Genomic DNA, 20,672 nt, shown 5'->3' with positions numbered 1-20,672 from the left:
CTGAGGATTTTGGGCACGCGACTTCAAACCCCCGGCACACCCAACAGCTCGGCCTGTGCGCGCAGACGGCGTTCGGCGGCGGGGTTTGCGGCGATGGCGTTTTTCAGCGCCGCGCTGGCCTTGGCGGTCTCGCCCAATGTCATGCGGCTGCGCATCAGCATGATCCAGCCGTCGACATTGGTGGGGTTGGTTTTGAGTTTGGCCTCCAGCCCCTCGACCATCGAATTGATCATCGCGTCCTGCTGACCCTTGGGCAGCTGGCTCGCGGCCTCCATGTCGGCGCGGCTGGGGCCGGGAATGGCGCGCGCGGCGACGGGCAGCACTTCTGCCGTCAGCGCGCGCGGCTTGGTGGCGGCGAGACGGCTTGCGACTTCGATTTTGTGGATTTGCCCGACCTGTTCGATGGTGCGCCGAAGGTCGGCTTCCCATGGCGCGCCTGCAGGCGTGTCGGCGAGCAGCGCCAGCCAGTCGTTGATCGCGCCCTGGTGGTCGCCGTCAATGTCGCGTTTGACAGCAAGGAAATAGCGCGTGCGCGGGTCCTTGGGATCGATCGCGGCGGCCTTGCGGAAAGCCTCCAGCGCTGGCGGCGGCATCGGGTCGCGCTCGCTCGCCATCACCCTGGCTTCGCCGAGTGCCGACCACAGCACTGCGGTTTGCGGAGCTATCGCGACGGCCTTTTCAAACGCCTGCGCCGCATCGGCAAAGCGCCCTGTATCGAACAGCGCCGCGCCCAGCGTCTGCCAGGCATCGACGCTTTGCGGGTTGGCGCGCGCGGCAGCCTCGAGCGCGGCGAGCGAGTCGGCCGGATTCGCGGCGGCGCCCGTTGGTGCAGGATTCGACGTGTCGCCGCCCTTGTCCCACTGGCTATAGGCGATGGCCCCGGCCAGCGCGGCAGCAGCAATTGCCAGCGTTGCCAGATTTATCCGCGAAATTCCGCCACTTTCTGCCATTAACCATCGATCCTACTGGACAGCAGCCACATTCTTGCGCCGCTGTGCTCCCGCGCACTTGCCTTTGAATTGCAATTGTGTAGCGTTCCTGCCCGAAGGTCGGTCAAGAAAAAACACGATCTCAAGGGTCGCACGGACTTACCAGCTATGACGCGGGGAGGGGTGCAATGGCAGTTTCGGATCATGTCGATTTTCCAACCTTCATGGAGGGCGTGAAGAAGCGCAATCCGGGCCAAACCGAATTTATCCAGGCGGTGCAGGAAGTCGCCGAGGACATTTTCGACTTCATGGCCGACAAGGAAGAATATCACGCCCAGCAAATCCTGCGCCGCATCGCCGAACCCGACCGGGTCGTGTCTTTCCGCGTCTGCTGGGAGGATGACAATGGCAATATCCGCGTCCAGCGCGGCTGGCGGGTGCAGAACAATAATGCCATCGGCCCCTATAAGGGCGGGATCCGTTTCCATCCGTCGGTCAACGAATCGGTCCTCAAGTTCCTCGCCTTTGAACAGACGTTCAAAAATGCACTGACCGGCCTGCCAATGGGCGGCGGCAAGGGCGGGTCGAACTTCAACCCCAAGGGCAAAAGCGTGCGCGAGATCATGCGCTTCTGCCAATCGTTCATGACCGAGCTGTATCGCCACATCGGCGCGGACGTTGACGTGCCGGCCGGCGACATTGGCGTCGGCGGGCGCGAGATCGGCTTTATGTTCGGCCAGTATAAACGCATCACCAACGAATTTACCGGTGTGCTGACCGGTAAAGGCCTCGAATGGGGTGGCAGCCTGATCCGCACCGAGGCAACCGGTTATGGCGCGGTCTATTTCCTCGCCAATATGCTCAGCGCCAAGGGACAGGATCTGACCGGCAAGACCGCCGTCATCTCGGGATCGGGCAATGTCGCAACGCATGCGGCGGAAAAAATCGTCCAGCTGGGCGGCAAGGTGCTGACCCTGTCCGATTCGGGCGGCTTTATCCACGATCCCGACGGCATCACGCAGGAGAAGATCGACTGGGTGAAGGCACACAAGACGCACCGGCGCGGGCGCATCGAGGATTATTGTGCCGAGTTTCCGTCGGCGAGCTTCCATGCGGGCAAAACACCGTGGGGCGTGCCGTGCGACGTTGCGTTGCCCTGCGCGACGCAGAATGAATTGCTCGGCGAAGATGCGAAAATGCTGGTCGCCAATGGCTGTATCGCGGTCAGCGAAGGCGCGAACATGCCCACCAATCTGGACGGCGTGCATGTGTTCAAGGATGCGAAAATCATGTTCGCGCCGGGCAAGGCCGCCAATGCCGGCGGCGTCGCGGTGTCGGGCCTCGAAATGAGCCAGAACAGCGAACGGCGCAGCTGGAAAGAAGCCGAGTTGCAACAGATGCTGAAGGATATCATGGACGGCATCCACGAACGTTGTCTGGCCTATGGTGATCAGGGCGGCGGCTATATCGACTATGTGAAGGGCGCAAATATCGCCGGATTCAAGAAAGTTGCCGATGCCATGCTGGCCTTTGGCGTGGTATAGGGGCGGGGATTAGACCGGGGGGTCAAAGGGGGGGTGACGGCCATGCAGGGGATGGAACTGCGCAGCTGGATCACGGGGCGGAGCGGACGCTTCGGGCTCGTTGCCATGTTGCTCGCCTGCGCCCTGCTGGCGTTTGGCATCATCCGCGCACCCGCGACGCAGGCGCAGGCCGATGGGGGGCCTCGCTTTACCGGGGTCGCCTCGTGCGCCGGATCGACCTGCCATGGCCGGATGGAGGGCGATGGCACCGTGGTGCGCCAGGACGAGCTGATGCGCTGGCAGGAACCATCAACCCCCGGCGGCGCGCACAGCCGTGCCTTTGCCGTGTTGTCGAACGGCCGCAGCCAATTCATCGCGCGCAATCTGGGGATTGGCGACGCGAGCAGCGCGCCGATGTGCCTGGGCTGCCACAGCAGCGACGCGGTCGGCGGCCGCGCCTATCGCAGCGACGGGGTTGGCTGCGAATCGTGCCACGGCCCGTCGGGGGGCTGGCTGGCGAGCCATTATGCCGGGGTGGGCACCAGCGCCGACCCTGACGCTGAGATGCGCGCCAAACATTTGGCCAATTTGGGTGCAGGCCTGGTCAAACTGGAAGACCCCAAAGTGCGCGCGCGCGTCTGCCTCGATTGCCACTATGGCGCGGCGGGCGATGGCCAGTTCGTCACCCACCGCATCATGGCGGCGGGGCATCCGCGCATCGCCTTTGAAATAGACCTCTTCTCGACGCTTCAGCAACATCATGCCGAAGACCGCGACTACACGGTGCGCAAGGGCGCGCCCGATCATATGCAGATGTGGGCGGTGGGCCAAGCGGCGGCGCTGTCGCGCAGCCTTGCGCTGTTCCAGTCGCGCCGCGGGACCGAAGGGGTGTTTCCTGAATTCTACTTCTATGATTGCCACAGCTGCCATCGCCGCATTTTCGATCAGGCAAAAGCGGTGCGCACCGGCGTGGACAATCCAGGCCGCACCGGGCTGCCCGAAGGGATGCCGCCGTTCAACGATGAAAATATGATCATGCTGGCGGCGGCCGCGCGGCTGGCCGACCCGCGCCTTGCTGCCGAGCTTGATACGCGCGGCAAGGCATTCCATGCGGCGATGGCCGAGGGGCGTGCCAGTGCCGTCAAGGCCGCCGCCGCGCTCGCCGAAACCAGCGCGAAGCTGGAAAACGCCTTCGCCGCGCGCAATTTTTCGACCGAGGACGGCTTCCGGCTGGTCGATGCCATCGCGGGCAGCGCAATTGCGCCGCGTTTTACCGATTATTCCGGATCGGTGCAGGCAGTGATGGGGATCGACACGCTGCTCAATGCCATGGTCGCCTCGGGCCGCGTCACCATCGGCGCGGCGGCGGGCATCCGGAGCGACATCGACCGCGCCTATGGGGCGGTCAAAGATCCCAACACCTATCGCCCCGCCGATTTTCAAGCCTCGCTCGGCAGCGCGGTGCGCGCCATCCGTGCGCTGCGCTGAGGCTGGGGTAGTGCAGCAGCGGCGACCTTTGACCAGCAGTGCCGCGATTGCGGCGCTGTTGCTGGCGTCGTGCGGCGGCGGTGGCGGCAGCGCGCCGCCGGTGGTGCCCACGCCGACGCCCACCCCGCCGCCCGCAGGCAATCTCTTTTCGGTTCCCGCGGCCGAATCGCTGAGCGTTGCCGATGTCGAGCGGGTGCTGGCGCAGAGCATTGCCGAGGCGCAGGCGCGCAGCATGCCAGCCGTCATCGCCGTCACCGACCGCGTCGGCAATGTGCTCGCCGTGTTCCGAATGACCGGCGCGCGCGCCAACGCCACCACATCGCCAGCGGCCAATGGCGCGAACATTGACGCGCAGAATGTCACCTTCCCGGCCGAGGCGGGAGCCATCGCCAAGGCGATTACCGGGGCCTATCTGTCGAGCGGCGGCAACGCCTTTTCCACGCGCACGGCGAGCCAGATTGTCCAGGAGCATTTCCCGCCCGCGCCGACGACCGTTGGCCTTGAAAGTGGGCCGCTGTTTGGGGTGCAGTTCAGCCAGCTGCCCTGTTCGGACCTGAACCAGCGTTTTGGCGCTGCGGGCGCAGCGGCGCTGACAGGCCCCAAGCGTTCGCCGCTGGGGCTGGCGGCGGACCCCGGCGGGTTGCCGCTCTATAAAAATGGCGTACTCGTCGGCGGCGTCGGCGTGATGGCGGATGGCGTCTATGGCTCGGACCCCAATATCCTTGACGTCGACAATGACGCGGAAGAATTTATCGCGCTCGCCGGTACACGCGGCTTCGACGCACCCACGGATATCCGCGCTGACCGGATTACCGTCGATGGTACCAGCTTGCGCTTTTCCGACGCCACCGTGGCTGGGCTCAGCACCACCAGCGCGCCTGCCTTTGCGACGCTGAACGGACCCGCCGGAACGCTGGTTGCGGTGACCGGCTATGCTGCGGCGACAACCATTGCTGGCACTGCCTATGGCAGCGAAGCCTCGGGCATCCGGGCCTCCACCGCGGCCGAATTTTCGAACCGCGACGCCTTCCTGCTCACCAACGGCAGTGGCGCGGCGCGCTTTCCGCTGCGCGCCGGGACCGACGCCGCGAGCAATCCGACGCCGCTGACGCTCGCCGAATCGCGCGCCATCCTGGAAGAAGCCTTCACCGTAATGAGCCGCGCGCGCGCGCAAATCCGCCGCCCGCTCGACAGCCGCGCGCAGGTGACCATCAGCCTGGTCGACACGCACGGCGCGGTGCTGGGGCAGGTGCGGTCACCCGATGCGCCGATTTTCGGGATCGATGTGAGCCTGCAAAAGGCCCGCACCGCGAATTTCTTTGCGCACCCCAATGCCGGGGCCGAACTGGCCGCGAGCGGCAGCGCCGATGTCGCCGCGATGGTGCCCGCAACGCGCGCCTTCCTGAATGACCAGTCGGCGCTAACCGGCACCTTCGCCTATGGCAATCGCTCGGTCGGCAATATCGCGCGGCCCTATTTCCCCGATGGTGAAGTGGGCCGCCCCAATGGTCCGCTGTCGCGCCCCATCGCGCAGTTCAATCCCTTCTCGACCGGCCTGCAATCGGCGCTGGTGATCAGCAATATCGGCCAGCATCTGGGCTTTGTGCTGGGGCTGGGCCCCGATACGCCGCAGCGCTGCACCACGCTGCCCGATGTCGCACCCGCGCAGAACCGGCTGCACAACGGCATCCAGATTTTCCCCGGATCGGTCCCCGTCTATCGCGGCAGCCGGCTGGTCGGCGCGATTGGCGTGTCGGGCGACGGCATCGATCAGGATGACATGATCAGCTTTCTGGGGCTCCACAATGCCGGCGCGCGGGTGGGCGGCATCGGCAACGCCCCGCTCGCGATTCGCGCCGACCGCATTGTCGTGACGCTGGCTGATAATCGCACCGTCCGGCTGCGCTATGTCAGCTGCCCCTTTGCGCCCTTCCTCGATACCGCGGCGCAGAATGTCTGTGACGGGCTGTGAGCGTCGTGGTTGCCATCGTGCCGCTGACGGCTTCGCTGCTCAACGGGGCCAGCGTCTTTCCGCTCGCCGAAGATGTGCAGGCGATGGAAGATTTTCTGGCAAAGCCGGACCGCACGCACGCCGCCTTGCCGCAGCGTCGCGCCGAACTGCCCCCCGTCCAGTTGGAAATGCCGCGCTTGGCCGAAGCTTTCCTGACGGCCGGTGCCGCGCAGCAAGCCGAACCCGGCGACGCCGCTCCTGCGCACATCGCGCCCGACGATGCGGAGAAAGTGGCACAGACGGAAACAGAAGAGCTCACCCCGCCGCCGCCGCCGATCAACTGGCAGGACCAATTGTCGGGCGATCTGGTGACCCAGATTATCGAAGGCCGCCGCCGCCCCGGCTATCGCCCCGATCTGCCGCCCCAAGTGACGCAGGATAACCCTGGCGCGCTGCGCCCGCCGCCGCCCTCGGCCTTTCCGCTGATGGAAAACCAGCTGCCGGTTCCCGACCGCTGGCGGCTGATTGAATCGCTGGGGGTGGTCAAGGAACGCTGGTTCGACCCCTATAACCAGAATCTGTTGAAGGGCGACCGCCCCATCTGCATTCCCACCGACGAGGAACAGGCGCGGCGGAAGGCCGCCAGCATCCCCAAATGCGCGACGCCCAAGTTCCTCGGCCTTGAAAGCCCCGACTGGTTTTTCGTGCTGAGCGGTGTGTCCGACACGGTGGTGGAGCCGCGCACCTTTCCCATTCCCGTTGGCGTGCAGACGACCGAGCGGCCCGGCAGCCTGGATGTGTTCGGGCGCAACCCCAGCCTGGTGCTGTCGCAAACCTTTATCGGCGGCATCGCGCTCATCAAAGGTATGACCGCGTTCAAGCCGCCCGATGTCGAATATCGCCTGACGCTCGCCTATAACATCAACTATGTCGATGTGCCCGAACGGCGCGTGCTGTTTGTCGAACCATCAAAGAAATCCGACCGCCTTGACCATTTCTTGGGGGTGCAAGAGCTGTTTATCGACAAGCATTTGCGCGATGACAGCGATCGTTATGACTTCCACTCGATCCGGCTGGGCATCCAGCCATTCCAGTCGGATTTTCGCGGCTTTTTGTTCAACGACAGCCAATTGGGCGTGCGCCTGTTCGGCAACCGCGACAACAACCGTTTCCAATATAATCTTGCGGCCTTCTGGCGGCTGGAAAAGGACACTAATTCGGGACTCAACTCGGTGGTGCAGACGCCGCGTGAGGATTATGTCTTTATCGCCAATGTCTATCGGCAGGATTTCCCCTTCGTCGGGCTGACCAGCCAAATCACCGCCGTCGCCAACTTCAACCGCGAAGCCGGCGACGTCGAGATTGACACCAACGGCTTTCCAGTGCGCCCCGCGCTGCTCGGCGATCTGCGCGGGCGCAGCTATGATGCCTATTATATCGGTTATAATGCCGACGGCCGCATCGGCCGGATCAATGTGACCGCCAGCCTTTATGGCGTGCTGGGCGAGGACCGGAACAGCTTCTTCACCAGCCGCGCCGCCAAAATCCGAGCGGGCTTTGCCGCTGCCGAACTCAGCTATGACACCGACTGGCTGCGTTTCCGCCTGTCAGGGCTTTATGCGACTGGCGACAGCGACCCCTATAACAATACCGAGGGCGGGTTCGACGCCATTTTCGAAAACCCCATCTTTGGCGGGGCCGACACCAGCTACTGGATCCGCCAGACCATTCCCTTCGCCGGCGGCGGGCGCGTCATTGGCGTCAATGGCCGCAACGGCATATTGAACAGCCTGCGCTCGTCTAAAGAGCAGGGCCAGTCCAATTTCAACAACCCGGGCACGATGTTCGTCGGCGCGGGCGCGGACCTTGATTTCTCGCCGCAGACGCGGGTCAGCTTCAACCTCAATCATCTGTGGTTCGAAGATACGGCGGTGCTGCAGGCGCTGCGCACCGAAGGCTCGATCCCCAAGGATCTGGGCTGGGATGTGTCGGTCGCCGCGATCTGGCGGCCCAAGGCGATGCAGAATATCGTCGGGCGGTTGTCGGCGGCGGCCTTCGTGCCGAGGCGCGGTTTTAAGGATCTGTTCGATTCCAAGCCCAAAACCGACGCCTATTATTCCATCCTCGCCAATGTCATCCTGAGTTATTGACGATGCGCCTGCTGACCCGCCTCATCCTTGCCCTGCTCGCGCTGATTGCCGCACCCGTGGCGGTGCAGGCAGCGGAGAAGGAAAAACCGGTCAAGGTCGTCTATCGCTTCACCCCGCCTGCGCCGCGCGAGCAGACATTGGCGCAAATGGCTGAAAAATCGGACGGCTGTTACAGCTGTCACGTCCAGACAGACCAGCCGACGATGCATAAGACGCCCGCGGTACGGCTGGGCTGCACCGATTGCCACGGCGGCGATGCCAGCGTGCGCGGCAACCCCGCGCTCGGCTACGACCATGCCGACAACAAGGCCGCCGAACGCCAAGCCCATGTCCAGCCGACCTATCCCACCAGCTGGCACGGCACTTCGGCCAACCCGCAGCGCAGTTACACCCTGCTCAACCGCGAGGCGCCCGAGTTCATCCGCTTCGTCAACCCCAGCGATTACCGCGTCGCGCGCGAGGCGTGCGGGTCGTGCCATCTGGAGGTGATCGAGGCCGCCGAACGCTCGATCATGGCGACGGGCGCGATGCTGTGGGGCGGCGCGGCCTATAACAACGGCATCCTCAAACAGAAAAACTATATCATGGGCGAGGCCTATACGCGCGATGGCAAGCCTGCCTGTCTCTTGTCGCCGACGACGACGCTGACCAAGGAGGAATATGCTAGGGCGTGCGACCCATCCTTCCCCTTTGACAAGATTCTGACCGACAAGGAACGCGCGCGCGGCGCGCTTGGCAAAATGTATCCGCTGCCCAACTGGACCGTCATCCCGCCCGGCGACGTGTTCCGCGTGTTCGAGCGCGGCGGGCGCAACATCATCACGCAGTTCCCCGAAATCGGCCTGCCCAACCCCACGGGCAGCATCCAGCGGCTCGAGGAACCGGGGCGGCCCGACCTTAAACAGTCGAACCGCGGCCCCGGCACCGGCATCCGCGTCGCCATCCCTGTGCTCAACATCCACAAGACGCGGCTCAACGACCCCTTCATGTGGTTCATGGGTACCAACGACCAGCCAGGCGACTATCGCTCGTCGGGCTGCGCGAGCTGCCATGTTGTTTATGCCAACGACCGGGAACCGCGCCACAGCCTGACCTGGGCGCAATATGGCCGCGACGGCCAGACCGCGACGGTCGACCCGACCATTGGGGACAAGATGGTCGCGCCCGGGGCCAAGCCCGGCCATGGCGATGCGCATGACGAAAAGGGCGGGCATGGCGGTGATCATGGCGATGGCGGCAAGGCCGGCGACGGGTGGGACGGCAGCGGCCATGGCGCGCTGATCGATCCGAAAAGTGGCAAGCGCAAAGAATCGGGTCACCCCGTCCAGCACGCCTTCACCCGCGCCATCCCGACTGCGCAGTGCATGAATTGCCACATGCACCAGCCCAATATCTTCCTGAACAGCTATTTGGGCTACACCATGTGGGACTATGAATCCGACGCCCCGCAGCTGTGGCCGGGGCCCGAAAACACGCTGCCCAAACCTGCCGGGATGAGCGACGCCGAGTTCGCAAAGAAATATCGCGAGCAGCGCTATCCCACCGCAAAGGAAACGCTGGCGATCCTGCAGCGCAATCCCGAGGCGGCCGCGCCCAAGGGGTTGTGGGGTGACGTCGAATTCCTGCGTGACGTCTATGACGTCAACCCGACCAACAAGGACACGCAGTTCGCCGATTATCATGGTCATGGTTGGAATTTCCGCGGCATCTTCAAACGCGACCGCAACGGCAATTTGCTGAACGCCGACGGCAATATGGCGACCTATGGCACCGACACCGCCAACATCATTCGCCCCGATGACCCCGAACGCTGGCGCAAACGCTGCGCGCTGCTGCCGACGCCGGAGCAGGTAAAATTGTGCGAAGACAACGCCGATCCGGGCAAGCCGGGGGTCGAGGGCAAATTCGTCCCCGCAGGCCTCAATCCCGGCAAGACCGTGCACATGATGGACATCCACGCCGAAAAGGGGATGCAGTGCGCCGATTGCCATTTCGCGCAGGACAGCCATGGCAATGGTTATATTCAGGGCGAGGTCGCGAACGCCGTCGAAATTGGTTGCAAAGATTGCCACGGTACCGCCGACGCGCTGCCGAACTTGCTCACCTCCAACGTTGCAGCGCGGCCACAGGGGACCAATTTGGCGCTGTTGCGTAACCCCGACGGGCGGCGGCGTTTTGAGTGGCAGTATGATGATGACGGCAACGCGGTGGGCCTGATCCAACGCTCGATTGTCGACCCCAAACTCGAATGGCAGGTCAGCCTGGTCAAGCAAACGGTGACCAAGGGCGCCCCGCAATTCAATGCCAAGGCGGCGCGCGCCAAGCTCATGTCCCGCCTGAACAGCGGCAGTGGCGAATTCGCGTGGGACGCGAGCATCCCCGCCGCCGAGCGCGCGCATGGCGACGACAAGCTGACCTGTTTCACCTGCCATTTGTCGTGGACGACAAGCTGCGGCGGATGCCATCTGCCCATCGAGGCCAACTGGAAAACCAAGGGGCATCATTTCGAAGGCGACCAGTCGCGCAACTTCGCGACCTATAATCCGCAGGTCGCGCGCGACGAAATGTTCCAGCTGGGGCGGCACCAGACGACCAAGGGCAATATCATCGCGCCGGTGCGCTCCACCTCGGCGCTGGTGCTGTCGTCGACCAACATCAACCGCGAGCGCATCTATATCCAGCAGCCGCCAATTTCCTCGGCGGGCTATTCGTCCCAGGCTTTCGCGCCGCACTTCCCGCACACCGTACGCTTGCAGGAAACCAAGCAGTGCAGCGACTGCCACCTGTCGGCGGCGGACGACAACAATGCCATTATGTCGCAGCTGCTGTTGCTCGGCACCAACTTCGTCAACTTCGTCGGGCTGAACGTGTGGTCAGGTATGGAGGACGGGTTTCAAGCGACCCGCGTCACCGAATGGGATGAACCGCAGGCGGTGATCGGCAGCTACCTCCACCGCTATGCCTATCCCGATTATTACCGGCTGCACGTCGACCAGAATGGCCGCGAGCTCAAGAACTGGGTGCGCGGCAAGACATTCGACAAGAAATTTTCGGGCGAAACACAGGCGCTCGAGGAGTTCGCCAATATCGTCCAGGGCACCAGCGGGCGGGTGAACTGTCTGCAACAGCGCGGCGAATATATGTTCGTGGCCGAAGGACGCGGGGGTTTTCGCGTCTATGATATCGCGAGCATCGGCAACAAGGGCTTTTCCGAACGCATCGTCCGCGCACCGTTCAGCGCGCTGGGGCATGACACGCATGTGAAAACCAGCAACGCCACCTGTATGGCGATTGGCACGACGCAGCCGATCTCGGTGAAGCGCAACCGCGACATCATCGCCAACTTCCCCGAAAATCAGGAACAGGCGATGCACGAGCTTTATCGCTATGCCGTGATCACCGACGCCGCCGAAGGGTTGATCTTGGTCGACATCGATACCTTGGCTGACGGCGAATTTCGCAACAACCGGCTGACCCGCGCGCTGACGTGGAATCCCGACAATGTCCTTGCCGGGGCGCGGCACATCACATTGGCGGGGACGGTTGCCTATATCACCACCGATGCGGGGTTGGTTGTGGTTGATCTGAACACCCCGCTCGCCCCGCAAGTGAAGGCGCAAATCCCGCTGACCGACGCGCGCGCCAGTGCGATCCAGTTCCGCTATCTGTGGGTCACCGATGCCGACGGGGTGAAATTGTTCGACGTGACCAACCTGCGCCAGCCGGTGCCGGTGCCCGAAGGCACCATTCGCCTTGCCAACGCCCGCAAGCTCTATCTCGCGCGTACCTATCTTTATGTGGCGGCCAAGCAGGATGGTCTCGTCATCGTCGATGTCACCCGCCCTGCCGCGCCGCAGGTCTGGCCCTCGCTCACCTTTGGCGGGACAATGAACGATGCCGAGGATGTAATGGTCGCCACCACCAACGCCTCGCTGTTCGCCTATGTCGCCGATGGACGGAACGGGGTGAAAATCCTCCAGCTCACCAGCCCGTCGAGCCAGCCCAATTTCTATGGCTTCTCGCCGCGCCCCGTGCCCGAACTGATCGCCTGGGCCAAAACGCCCAGCGCCGCGCTCGCCCTGTCCAAAGGTCTCGACCGCGACCGCGCGGTGGATGAAACCGGCGGCCAGATCGCGGTGTTCGGGCGGCTGGGATCACGGCCATTCACGCGGTCAGAGATGGAGGCGCTGTTCCTGTACCAAAAGGATGGCCAGTCGCTGCTGTATAAGGTTAGCGATACACCCTAGCCCCGTTCGGCCTGAACCACCGTGTCGGAGGCGCGCAGCGCGGACAGGATGCGCATCAGGTGCTGGACATCCTGCACTTCGACCATCGCTTCATAGGTGTGGAAATCGCCATCGCGCGCGCTGATGCGCAGATTCATGATATTGGCATCGTGCGCCGCCAAAATGCTGGCCATTTCAGCGAGCGTGCCGGGCTCGTTGGGTACCACCACCTGCAGCCGCGCGCTGCCGCCTTCGCTGTCTTCCTGCCATTTGAGGTCAATCCAGTCGGCATCGCCGCGCTCGGCGAGCATCGGGCAATCGATGGTATGCACCTCGATCCCCACATTTTCGCGCGTTAACCCGATAATGCGGTCTCCGGGCACCGGATGGCAGCATTCGGCCAGCTTATAGGCGACCCCAGGGGTTAGTCCCGCTATCGACACCGCCGCTCCCTGGCGCAGCTTGCCGGGCTTAAGCTTTTTGTCGCTGGTAACGCCGGGGACCAGCGCTTCGAGCACATCATTGTCGCGCAGCCGCTGGCGCGCGATCGCGACGTAGAGGGCGTTGTCGTCCTCCAGTTTTAACCGCTTGACGGCTTCCGCGCGCGCCTTGACGCCGACTTTACCGGGTAACCGCGCGACCAGCTCGTCATACAGCTGTTTGCCGAGCGCAATCAGCTGGGCGCGCTCTTGCCCCCGCGCATGGCGGCGGATCGCCGCGCGCGCTTTCGCCGTGACGGTAAAGCCCAGCCAGGCGGGCTGCGGCGTTTGCTTGTCCGACACCAAAATTTCGACCGTGTCGCCATTGCTCAGCTGGGTGCGCATCGGCACCAGCCGCCCGTTGACCTTGGCCCCCACGGTGCGGTCGCCCAATTTGGTATGGACGGCATAGGCAAAGTCAATCGGCGTCGCGCCCTTTGGCAGCTGGTGCAGCGCGCCTTTGGGCGTGAAGGCAAAGATGCGATCCTGATACATGGCGATGCGCGTGTTTTCGAGCAGCTCGTCGGCATCGTGCGTCTGGTCGAGAATTTCGATAAGGTCGCGGATCCAGCCCGCCTGCCCGTCAGGCGACCCGCCCTTTTGCTTATAGGCCCAGTGCGCGGCGAGCCCGAATTCGCTCTGCTGGTGCATCGTGCGGCTGCGAATCTGAATCTCGATGCGCATGTTGAGCTGGTGCATGATCGTGGTGTGCAGCGAGCGATAGCCGTTGCGCTTGGGCGTTGAGATATAGTCTTTGAACCGCCCGGGCACCATTTTCCATTTGCGGTGGATCAGCCCCAGTGCCTTGTAGCAATCATCGTCGCTGGGCGTGATGATGCGAAAGGCGATGATGTCGGTGACCTGCTCGAAACTGACATGACGTTCCTGCATTTTGCGCCAGATTGAATAAGGATGCTTTTCGCGCCCCGACACATCGGCATCGATCAGCGAGGCTTTGAGCAGTTCACTAAATTCACGCTGGATGCGCGCGACCTGGTCCTTGCCGCCTGCCGACAGCTTGGAGAGCCGCCCGGTAATGGTTTCATACGCCTCGGGCTCAAGCTCGCGAAAGGCGAGCAGCTGCATCTCGCGCATATATTCATACATGCCGATCCGCTCGGCGAGCGGGGCGTAGATATCCATCGTCTCCTTGGCGATGCGCCGCCGTTTGGCCGGGTCCTTGATATGGTGCAGCGTGCGCATATTGTGTAGCCGGTCAGCAAGCTTGACCAGCAGCACGCGGATGTCGTCGGACATGGCGAGCAGGAATTTGCGCAAATTTTCGGCGGCGCGCTCATTTTCGGTCTGCGCTTCTATTTTGCTGAGCTTGGTCACACCGTCGACTAGCCGCGCCACATTGCCGCCGAACAGCCGTTCGATCTCCTCGGGCGTGGTCAGCGTGTCTTCGAGTGTGTCGTGGAGCAGTGCGGTGATGATCGACTCGGTGTCGAGCCGCAGCTCGGTGAGGATGCCCGCGACTTCGACCGGATGGCTGAAATAGGGGTCGCCCGACGCGCGCAGCTGGCTGCCGTGCTTCTGCACGGTGAACACATAGGCGCGGTTGATCAGCGCCTCATCGGCGTCGGGATCATAGTCGCGAATGCGCTCCACCAGTTCATATTGCCGTAGCATAAGGGCAATGTGGCGACGCCAAGCGGCCTTGCAAGCGAAACTTGTGCGGAGGCATTGTGGTTAAACCGGTTCGCCCGCGCCGTTTTCGGGATTATGGGGGCACGGTGACGACCGCCAAAGCCCCTGTCCCCCGCGTTTCGCTGGTGCTGCCAGTGCACAATGGCGAAGCCTATCTGGCTGAGGCGCTGGCTTCAATCGCGGCGCAAAGTTTCACCGACTATGAGCTCATATGTGTCGATGATGCCTCTTCGGATGGTTCGCCCGCACTGCTGACCGCTGCCGCGGCAACGGATTCGCGCATCCAATATGTTCGGATCGACCCCAATGGCGGGCTGCCCGCGGCGCTCAACGCTGGCTTTGCCCGTGCGCGCGGTGCCTATTTCGGCTGGACATCGGACGACAATATCCTGCGTCCAGCAATGCTGGCACGGCTGGTTGCAGCGCTCGATGCGCACCCCGAATGCGGCGTGGCGCACAGCGACTATAGCGTGATCGACGGCAGCGGTATCGTGCAGGAAATGGTCCGCGTCGGTCCGGCCGAAAATCTGCTGCTGGGCAACAATGTCGGGGCCAGCTTCCTTTACCGGCGCGAGGTTGATTTTGCGCTAGGGGGTTATGATCCCGACCTGTTCGGGGCCGAGGATTATGATTTCTGGCTGCGCGCCGCCGCGCATTATCGATTTCACCATGTGCCCGAGGATCTTTATCTATACCGCAAACACCCGCGCAGCCTGACCAACAGCCGCGCAGCAGCCATCCAGGCGCTGACAACCGCGGTGGTGGTGGAAGCGTTGACCGGCCACGTCCCAAAGGCACGCCGTGCTGCTGTCCTGCGCGATCAGGTGCGGCGCAACCATTTCCATTTGCGCGCCGATCTGATCTTGCGGGCGCTGCGGCTGGCACCGATCGACACGCTACGCAGCGCGCCCGGGCTGGCGTGGCACGCCTTGCGCGTACTGCGGCATCAGACTTTTGTGTGACAAGCCTGGATTTTGCGTTAGAACCCTTGGTCATGGGAAAGTTACGCGAGCCATTGAGCGAAGTCGAAGGGCTGAACTGCGCGCTGCCGGTTGCGCTCGAGGCAATGGGCGAGCGCTGGTCGTTCATGATTTTGCGCGCCGCTTTCAACGGCGTGCATCATTTCGAGGAATTTCAGCAAGTGCTGGGCATTGCCCGCAACATCCTGTCCAACCGGCTGGCGCGGCTGGTCGAACATGGCGTGCTGGAGCGCCAGGTGATGGTCTGCGATCGGCGCAAGGTCCATTATGCCCTCACGGAAAAGGGCATGGACCTGCTGCCGGCGATGATCGCGCTGCGCCAATGGGGGGAAAAATGGGGTGATGGCGTGCCCTCGACCCCAGTGCTCGTCGATATTCATGACGAACAGCCGATACGGCCGCTGACGCTGCAAGCGCACGACGGCCGTGCGCTCGCCTATCAGGAGCTGTGCTGGAAGCACCGCGCCGAACTGCAACCGCTGGGCAGCGCCCGTCCACTGATAATCGCGGCCGAATGACCGTCCGCGCCCGCACCCGCAGCTGATCATCGCGCCGACTTCATCAATGTCGCTGCTTGCGCTTTCCGATCAGGGCCCTTTCTTCGATGACAAAGTGCGTGCCTTCTGGCGGCTGCAAACGCTTGGCTGGCTGGCGTGGCTGGGTTTGCGCGGCGTATCGGGGCTCGCCACCGGCCAACCCATCGGCTTTCTGATTCCGCAGACGATATCGGCGGTCACCGGTTTTTCGCTGACTTTGATCCTGTCGGTCTTTTACGGCCAGCTGATCGACCGGCGCCCGCTGTGGATGTGGAGCGTGTCGTTCCTTTTGGCGGGGCTGGCAACCGGGCTTTGGGCCTTTATCGACGCCTGGATTGCGCAAATCCAGAATCCGGCCAGCGAGGTCGGCTTTACTAGCCTGTTTCTGGCGGCCTTTTACATAGATGCGACGTCGGTCGCGGCGTGGTCGGCGCTCTATTACGCCATCAATTATTTCCTGAAGCTGGAGGAGCAACAGGATCGCATGCTGCGGCTTGAGGCGCAGGCCGCATCGGCGCAGCTCGCTATGCTGCGCTATCAGCTCAACCCCCATTTCCTGTTCAATACGCTGAATAGCATTTCGACGCTGGTGCTGCTCAAGCAGACGGGCCCCGCCAATGCCATGCTGTCGCGGCTGTCCTCTTTCCTGCGCTATACGCTGGCGAACGAACCAACCGCGCAGGTAACGCTGGCGCAGGAAATCGAAACGCTCAAATTGTATCTCGAGATCGAGAAAATGCGCTTCGAGGAGCGGCTGCGGCCGCATTTCAGCATCGATCCGGCGGCCGAGCAGGCGCGGCTGCCATCGCTGCTGCTGCAGCCGCTCATCGAAAATGCCATCAAATATGCGGTGTCACCGCAGGAGGAAGGGGCCGACATCACGGTGACGGCACAGCTCGCCGGTCAAAATGTGCGGATCAGCGTGTCGGATACGGGCCCGGGATTGTCAGCCGTGCCAACAGCGCCCACTTTGCCGGTGACGACAGACTCCACCGGAGTTGGCCTCGCTAATATTCGCGACCGGCTGGCGCAGGCTTTTGGGGAACGCAGCCGGTTTGATGTGCGTTCAGGACCTGAAGGTGGTTTTCTGGTCGTTATCGAATTTCCGTATCAAGCGGCCGCACCAGACTAGATTGGCCAAGAAATGATTGGATTAACCCGCGCATGACCATACGCACCATTTTGGTGGATGATGAAAAACTGGCGGTGCAGGGGTTGCAGTTGCGGCTCGAACCGCACGCCGACATCGAGATCGTCGACACGGCCCAGAATGGGCGCGAGGCCATTCGCAAAATCAAAACCCACAAGCCTGACCTTGTCTTTCTGGACGTCCAGATGCCGGGTTTTGACGGCTTTTCGGTGTTGCAGGGGCTGATGGACGTCGAGCCGCCGCTGGTGGTGTTCGTCACCGCCTATAGCGAGCATGCGATCCGCGCGTTCGAGGCGCAGGCGGTCGATTATCTGGTCAAGCCGGTCGAACCCGAGCGGCTGGCCGACGCGCTCGACCGGGTACGCCAGCGTCTTATGGAAAAGCGCGGCGCTGCCGAGGTCGAGCGGCTCAAAGAGGTGATCGCCGAAATCGCCCCCGACGTGGCCGATACATTGTCCGAACCTTCAGCCGACGCGCCGTCGGCGGACCGCTATGAAAAGCTGATTAACATCAAGGATCGCGGACAGATTTTCCGCGTCGATGTTGACAGCATCGAGCGGATTGATGCCGCCGGCGATTATATGTGCATCTATACCGCGGACAACAGCCTGATCCTGCGCGAGACGATGAAAGATCTGGAAAAGCGGCTTGATCCCAGAAACTTCCAGCGCGTCCACCGCTCCACCATCGTCAACCTGGGCCAGGTCAAACAGGTCAAGCCGCACACCAACGGCGAATGTTTTCTGGTGTTGGGGTCCGGTGCGCAGGTCAAAGTGTCGCGCAGTTACCGCGACGTCGTGGCAAGGTTCGTCCACTAAAGTTGATGCCCCGTCCGATCGCGCTTGGTCGCCAGATAATGTTCGTTGTGCGGATTGGGTGGCAACGCCAGCGGTAACCGTTCGGTCACGTCGATGCCTTCGCCGACCAACCTCGCCACCTTGTCAGGGTTGTTGGTCATCAGCCGGATGCGGGTGCGTCCGAGCAGTTTGAGCATCTGTGCGGCGATAGCAAAATCGCGGGCCTCGACCGGAAAGCCCAGCCGGATATTGGCATCGACCGTGTCAAACCCCTGATCCTGCAAGGCATAGGCGCGCAGTTTGTTGACGAGGCCGATGCCGCGCCCTTCCTGCCGCAGATAGAGGAGGATGCCCCAGTCGTTCGCTGCCATGGCGGCGAGGGCAGCGTGCAGTTGCGGCCCGCAATCGCATTTCAGGCTGCCCAGTACATCGCCGGTCAGGCACTCGCTGTGCAAGCGGACCACGGGCGGCGCGGCGGTGGGTTGGCCGATAATCAGCGCGACATGGTCCGACGCTTCCTCAGGCGAGCGGAAGGCGACGATTTCACTGGTCTCGGCAGCGGCGACCGGCAATCGCGCGCGCGCCGCGATGCGCAGCCGGGCCGGGTCGAGCAGGGCCGAAACATCCTCTGCTGCCAACTCGGCTTCTACCACCCCTCCGGCGGCGCGGACAAAGGCGGCGGGCAAAATGCCAATGTGGCGCGCCAGCGTGATAGCGGCAGTGGCGGCGGCTTCGTCGGCAACCGGCACGGTGGAAAAGGGCCCCTTGAACGGATGCGCCAAATCAAGCGCCGGGTCGGCAATGGCTAGCGCCGCCGCAATGCTGGTGCCCGCGCCGGCCAGCCGTACTGGTCCCGGCGCAGCTGCCGCGCGCTGGTTGGTGACTTTCAGCGTTCCAGCGCGTTCGCCCGAGATGATGAGGTCAGCGCTGGCAAAATCCGCGAGCGCCCGGTCATCGGCGCTTTCCACGGCGAGCAGGTCGAGTCCGCCGATCCGCACCGGCCAGCCGCGCCGCAGCGCGTCGGCCCCGCGCGCGGCGCGACGCGCCGGTGTCGTTGTCAAAGCGCAAACTCCGTCACCAATGGGATATGGTCCGACGGCTTGTCCCAGCTGCGGCAAGGCTCGTGAATGCGGTGCGCGATCGCCTTGGGCGCGACATCGGGCGTCGCCCACATATGGTCGAGGCGGCGGCCACGGTCGCTTTCGGCCCAATCCTTGGCGCGGTAGCTCCACCAGGTGTAAAGCCGTGCGGGGGCGGGCGTAAAATGGCGGCCCAGATCGACCCAATTTGCGGCCGTCTGCAATCGGGCCAGCGTGTCCACCTCAACCGGCGTATGGCTGACCACATCCAGCAACGCCTTGTGGTTCCAAACGTCCGATTCGAGCGGCGCAATGTTGAAATCGCCAACAAGGATCGTCGGGGTGTTCAGCGTCGCCGACCAGCCGATCATCCGTTCGAGAAAGTCCAGCTTCTGGCCGAATTTGGGGTTGAGGTTGCGGTCGGCGATATCGCCGCCGGCGGGCACATAGACATTGTCGAGCCGCACCCCGCCGGGCAGCAGCGCGCCGATATGCCGCGCCTCGCCATTCGCCTGCCAGTCATGCTTGCTGATGTCGGTCAGCGGAATACGGCTGATGATGGCGACGCCGTGGTGCATGCGCTGGCCGTGGGTGATGATATGGTCATAGCCCAGTGCCTTGAAGGCGGCATGCGGGAACAGGCCGCATTCAACCTTAATCTCTTGCAGGCAGAGAATGTCAGGCCCAGCCTCGCGCAGGAAGCGCTCGACAATGCCGATGCGCGCGCGGACGCTGTTGATGTTCCATGATGCGATGGAGATAGGCATAGCAGGTCGCCATATCGGCGGCACAGTCGGGGTGCAACCGCACTTCCCCAGAATCATAAACCCCCGTTCCAGGGGCGGTGGAACGGGGGTTCAAGGCTAGCGTTCGTCACGCTCTTGAAAGAAGAGTGCTGGCGGGGCTGTCGGGGCAACAGGGGGGAAACCCGAACAAGTGCCGCGCCGTTGATGCGCTCTTCGGTAGCGGGATTAGCGTGCCAAGCCTGTCGCCTTGATGAACGGAATACGGTCTTTTGCGGGCAAATGAGCCAGTGCGACGATGAAGCGTTGCCTCGTCAGGTGCCGGGGCGACGTCGCGGGCGGGGATCGGTCCATTTGAACGCCGAATCAGCGACCGCCACATTGAAGCGCTGGTTGGACAGATCGATCCGCGTGCGATTATTCTTGGCATCGAGCGCGACCCAGCCGCGCAGACGAAGGCCAGCAGGTGCGGCGGCGTCACGGGTGAACACCATGGTGATGGTGCCAAATTCGGGGCGCTTGGGATCGCGCACTGCAACGCTGGTGACATCGGGATCGCCGGTCGGCACCAATGTGGCAAAAGGCGTCAGGTCGCGCTCGGGATCGAGCAGCACGGTCAACGGCGAATTTTTGACCGGCCAGCGCTGCACCTGGCGCACCTCATAGTCGATCATGGTCAGCGAATTGCCATCGCCTACGATCAGCAGCGGCACATCCTTTTGATACTGAAAACGGATCTTGCCGGGGCGCTTCAAGGTCAGCTTGCCGGTCAGCCGCTGGCCATTGCGGTCGGTCTGGACGAAATCGGCGGTCATCGAACTGGTTGCGCGCAAATGCGCCTGCACGGCGGACAGAGCAGGTGCAGGGGTGGTTTGCGCGACGAGCGGGATGGCGGCGACGCCGGCGATGGCTGCGACTGCAACCGCTACAGCGGAAAGGGCATTTTTCATGGGCTGCTTCTTTGCCAGCGGGCGTTGAACAGGATGTGAAT

14 protein-coding genes are annotated in these 20,672 nt (G+C 63.1%); 9 read left to right on the top strand and 5 right to left on the bottom strand.

Going from position 1 to position 20,672, the window contains the following annotated elements; genetic code table 11:
* Nucleotides 1–23 precede the first annotated feature (23 nt).
* The gene (locus AC2TC0_RS01740; protein ID WP_484715765.1) at nt 24–950 is read right to left on the bottom strand and encodes a tetratricopeptide repeat protein; all 927 of its coding nucleotides are present in this window, start codon (nt 948–950) and stop codon (nt 24–26) included.
* A 167-nt stretch (nt 951–1,117) separates the two neighbouring features.
* Between AC2TC0_RS01740 and gdhA the strand changes: the two genes are divergently transcribed.
* The 5 genes from gdhA to AC2TC0_RS01715 all read left to right on the top strand — a co-directional run bounded on the left by gdhA (nt 1,118) and on the right by AC2TC0_RS01715 (nt 12,288).
* Nucleotides 1,118–2,473, top strand: coding sequence for an NADP-specific glutamate dehydrogenase (gene gdhA / locus AC2TC0_RS01735; protein WP_484715764.1), 1,356 nt, complete (start codon nt 1,118–1,120; stop codon nt 2,471–2,473).
* Nucleotides 2,474–2,524: 51 nt separating this feature from the next.
* On the top strand, nt 2,525–3,940 hold the full coding sequence (locus AC2TC0_RS01730; protein WP_484716455.1) for a multiheme c-type cytochrome: 1,416 nt from the start codon (nt 2,525–2,527) through the stop codon (nt 3,938–3,940).
* 28 nt (nt 3,941–3,968) lie between these two features.
* The gene (locus AC2TC0_RS01725) at nt 3,969–5,912 is read left to right on the top strand and encodes a heme-binding protein (protein WP_484715763.1); all 1,944 of its coding nucleotides are present in this window, start codon (nt 3,969–3,971) and stop codon (nt 5,910–5,912) included.
* A gap of 167 nt (nt 5,913–6,079) precedes the next feature.
* The gene (locus AC2TC0_RS01720) at nt 6,080–8,041 is read left to right on the top strand and encodes a hypothetical protein (RefSeq protein WP_484716454.1); all 1,962 of its coding nucleotides are present in this window, start codon (nt 6,080–6,082) and stop codon (nt 8,039–8,041) included.
* A gap of 2 nt (nt 8,042–8,043) precedes the next feature.
* Nucleotides 8,044–12,288: a hypothetical protein gene (locus AC2TC0_RS01715; protein WP_484715762.1), complete on the top strand. Its 4,245-nt coding sequence runs from the start codon at nt 8,044–8,046 to the stop codon at nt 12,286–12,288.
* On the opposite strand, the gene AC2TC0_RS01710 is transcribed toward AC2TC0_RS01715, so the two are convergent.
* Nucleotides 12,285–14,378 (bottom strand): RelA/SpoT family protein, encoded by a 2,094-nt coding sequence (locus AC2TC0_RS01710; protein ID WP_484715761.1) that lies wholly within the window; start codon nt 14,376–14,378, stop codon nt 12,285–12,287. The genes AC2TC0_RS01715 and AC2TC0_RS01710 overlap by 4 nt on opposite strands.
* Before the next feature lie 104 nt (nt 14,379–14,482).
* On the opposite strand from AC2TC0_RS01710, the gene AC2TC0_RS01705 reads away from it, so the two are divergent.
* From AC2TC0_RS01705 to AC2TC0_RS01690, 4 genes are read left to right on the top strand one after another with little or no spacing between them, the layout of a single operon-like run.
* On the top strand, nt 14,483–15,358 hold the full coding sequence (locus AC2TC0_RS01705; RefSeq protein WP_484715760.1) for a glycosyltransferase family 2 protein: 876 nt from the start codon (nt 14,483–14,485) through the stop codon (nt 15,356–15,358).
* Between the two features lie 32 nt (nt 15,359–15,390).
* Nucleotides 15,391–15,894: a winged helix-turn-helix transcriptional regulator gene (locus tag AC2TC0_RS01700; protein WP_484715759.1), complete on the top strand. Its 504-nt coding sequence runs from the start codon at nt 15,391–15,393 to the stop codon at nt 15,892–15,894.
* 46 nt (nt 15,895–15,940) lie between these two features.
* Nucleotides 15,941–17,044: a sensor histidine kinase gene (locus AC2TC0_RS01695; RefSeq protein ID WP_484715758.1), complete on the top strand. Its 1,104-nt coding sequence runs from the start codon at nt 15,941–15,943 to the stop codon at nt 17,042–17,044.
* A 32-nt stretch (nt 17,045–17,076) separates the two neighbouring features.
* Nucleotides 17,077–17,880 carry a LytR/AlgR family response regulator transcription factor gene (locus AC2TC0_RS01690; RefSeq protein ID WP_484715757.1) on the top strand — a complete coding sequence of 268 codons (804 nt, stop codon included), beginning with the start codon at nt 17,077–17,079 and terminating at the stop codon, nt 17,878–17,880.
* On the opposite strand, the gene ribA is transcribed toward AC2TC0_RS01690, so the two are convergent.
* The 3 genes from ribA to AC2TC0_RS01675 all read right to left on the bottom strand — a co-directional run bounded on the left by ribA (nt 17,877) and on the right by AC2TC0_RS01675 (nt 20,631).
* Nucleotides 17,877–18,920, bottom strand: a complete 1,044-nt coding sequence (gene ribA, locus AC2TC0_RS01685) for a GTP cyclohydrolase II (RefSeq protein WP_484715756.1) — start codon at nt 18,918–18,920, stop codon at nt 17,877–17,879. The genes AC2TC0_RS01690 and ribA overlap by 4 nt on opposite strands.
* The gene (locus AC2TC0_RS01680) at nt 18,917–19,705 is read right to left on the bottom strand and encodes an exodeoxyribonuclease III (RefSeq protein WP_484715755.1); all 789 of its coding nucleotides are present in this window, start codon (nt 19,703–19,705) and stop codon (nt 18,917–18,919) included. The genes ribA and AC2TC0_RS01680 overlap by 4 nt, the downstream gene beginning before the upstream one ends.
* Nucleotides 19,706–19,995: 290 nt before the next feature.
* Nucleotides 19,996–20,631 (bottom strand): LolA family protein, encoded by a 636-nt coding sequence (locus tag AC2TC0_RS01675; RefSeq protein WP_484715754.1) that lies wholly within the window; start codon nt 20,629–20,631, stop codon nt 19,996–19,998.
* Between the last annotated feature and the right edge of the window lie 41 nt (nt 20,632–20,672).

It is taken from the genome of Sphingopyxis sp. sgz302558 (assembly GCF_057220455.1).
Note: the sequence above shows the minus strand (reverse complement) of the source record. Positions and strands in the feature narration are given on the sequence as shown.

Bases quoted from the DNA above. Each gene is read 5' to 3' on its own strand.
- AC2TC0_RS01740 (WP_484715765.1), bottom strand. From the start codon at position 950: ATGGCAGAAAGTGGCGGAATTTCGCGGATAAATCTGGCAACGCTGGCA.
- gdhA (WP_484715764.1), top strand. From the start codon at position 1,118: ATGGCAGTTTCGGATCATGTCGATTTTCCAACCTTCATGGAGGGCGTG.
- AC2TC0_RS01730 (WP_484716455.1), top strand. From the start codon at position 2,525: ATGGAACTGCGCAGCTGGATCACGGGGCGGAGCGGACGCTTCGGGCTC.
- AC2TC0_RS01720 (WP_484716454.1), top strand. From the start codon at position 6,080: ATGCCGCGCTTGGCCGAAGCTTTCCTGACGGCCGGTGCCGCGCAGCAA.
- AC2TC0_RS01715 (WP_484715762.1), top strand. From the start codon at position 8,044: ATGCGCCTGCTGACCCGCCTCATCCTTGCCCTGCTCGCGCTGATTGCC.
- AC2TC0_RS01710 (WP_484715761.1), bottom strand. From the start codon at position 14,378: ATGCTACGGCAATATGAACTGGTGGAGCGCATTCGCGACTATGATCCC.
- AC2TC0_RS01700 (WP_484715759.1), top strand. From the start codon at position 15,391: ATGGGAAAGTTACGCGAGCCATTGAGCGAAGTCGAAGGGCTGAACTGC.
- AC2TC0_RS01695 (WP_484715758.1), top strand. From the start codon at position 15,941: ATGTCGCTGCTTGCGCTTTCCGATCAGGGCCCTTTCTTCGATGACAAA.
- AC2TC0_RS01690 (WP_484715757.1), top strand. From the start codon at position 17,077: ATGACCATACGCACCATTTTGGTGGATGATGAAAAACTGGCGGTGCAG.
- AC2TC0_RS01680 (WP_484715755.1), bottom strand. From the start codon at position 19,705: ATGCCTATCTCCATCGCATCATGGAACATCAACAGCGTCCGCGCGCGC.
- AC2TC0_RS01675 (WP_484715754.1), bottom strand. From the start codon at position 20,631: ATGAAAAATGCCCTTTCCGCTGTAGCGGTTGCAGTCGCAGCCATCGCC.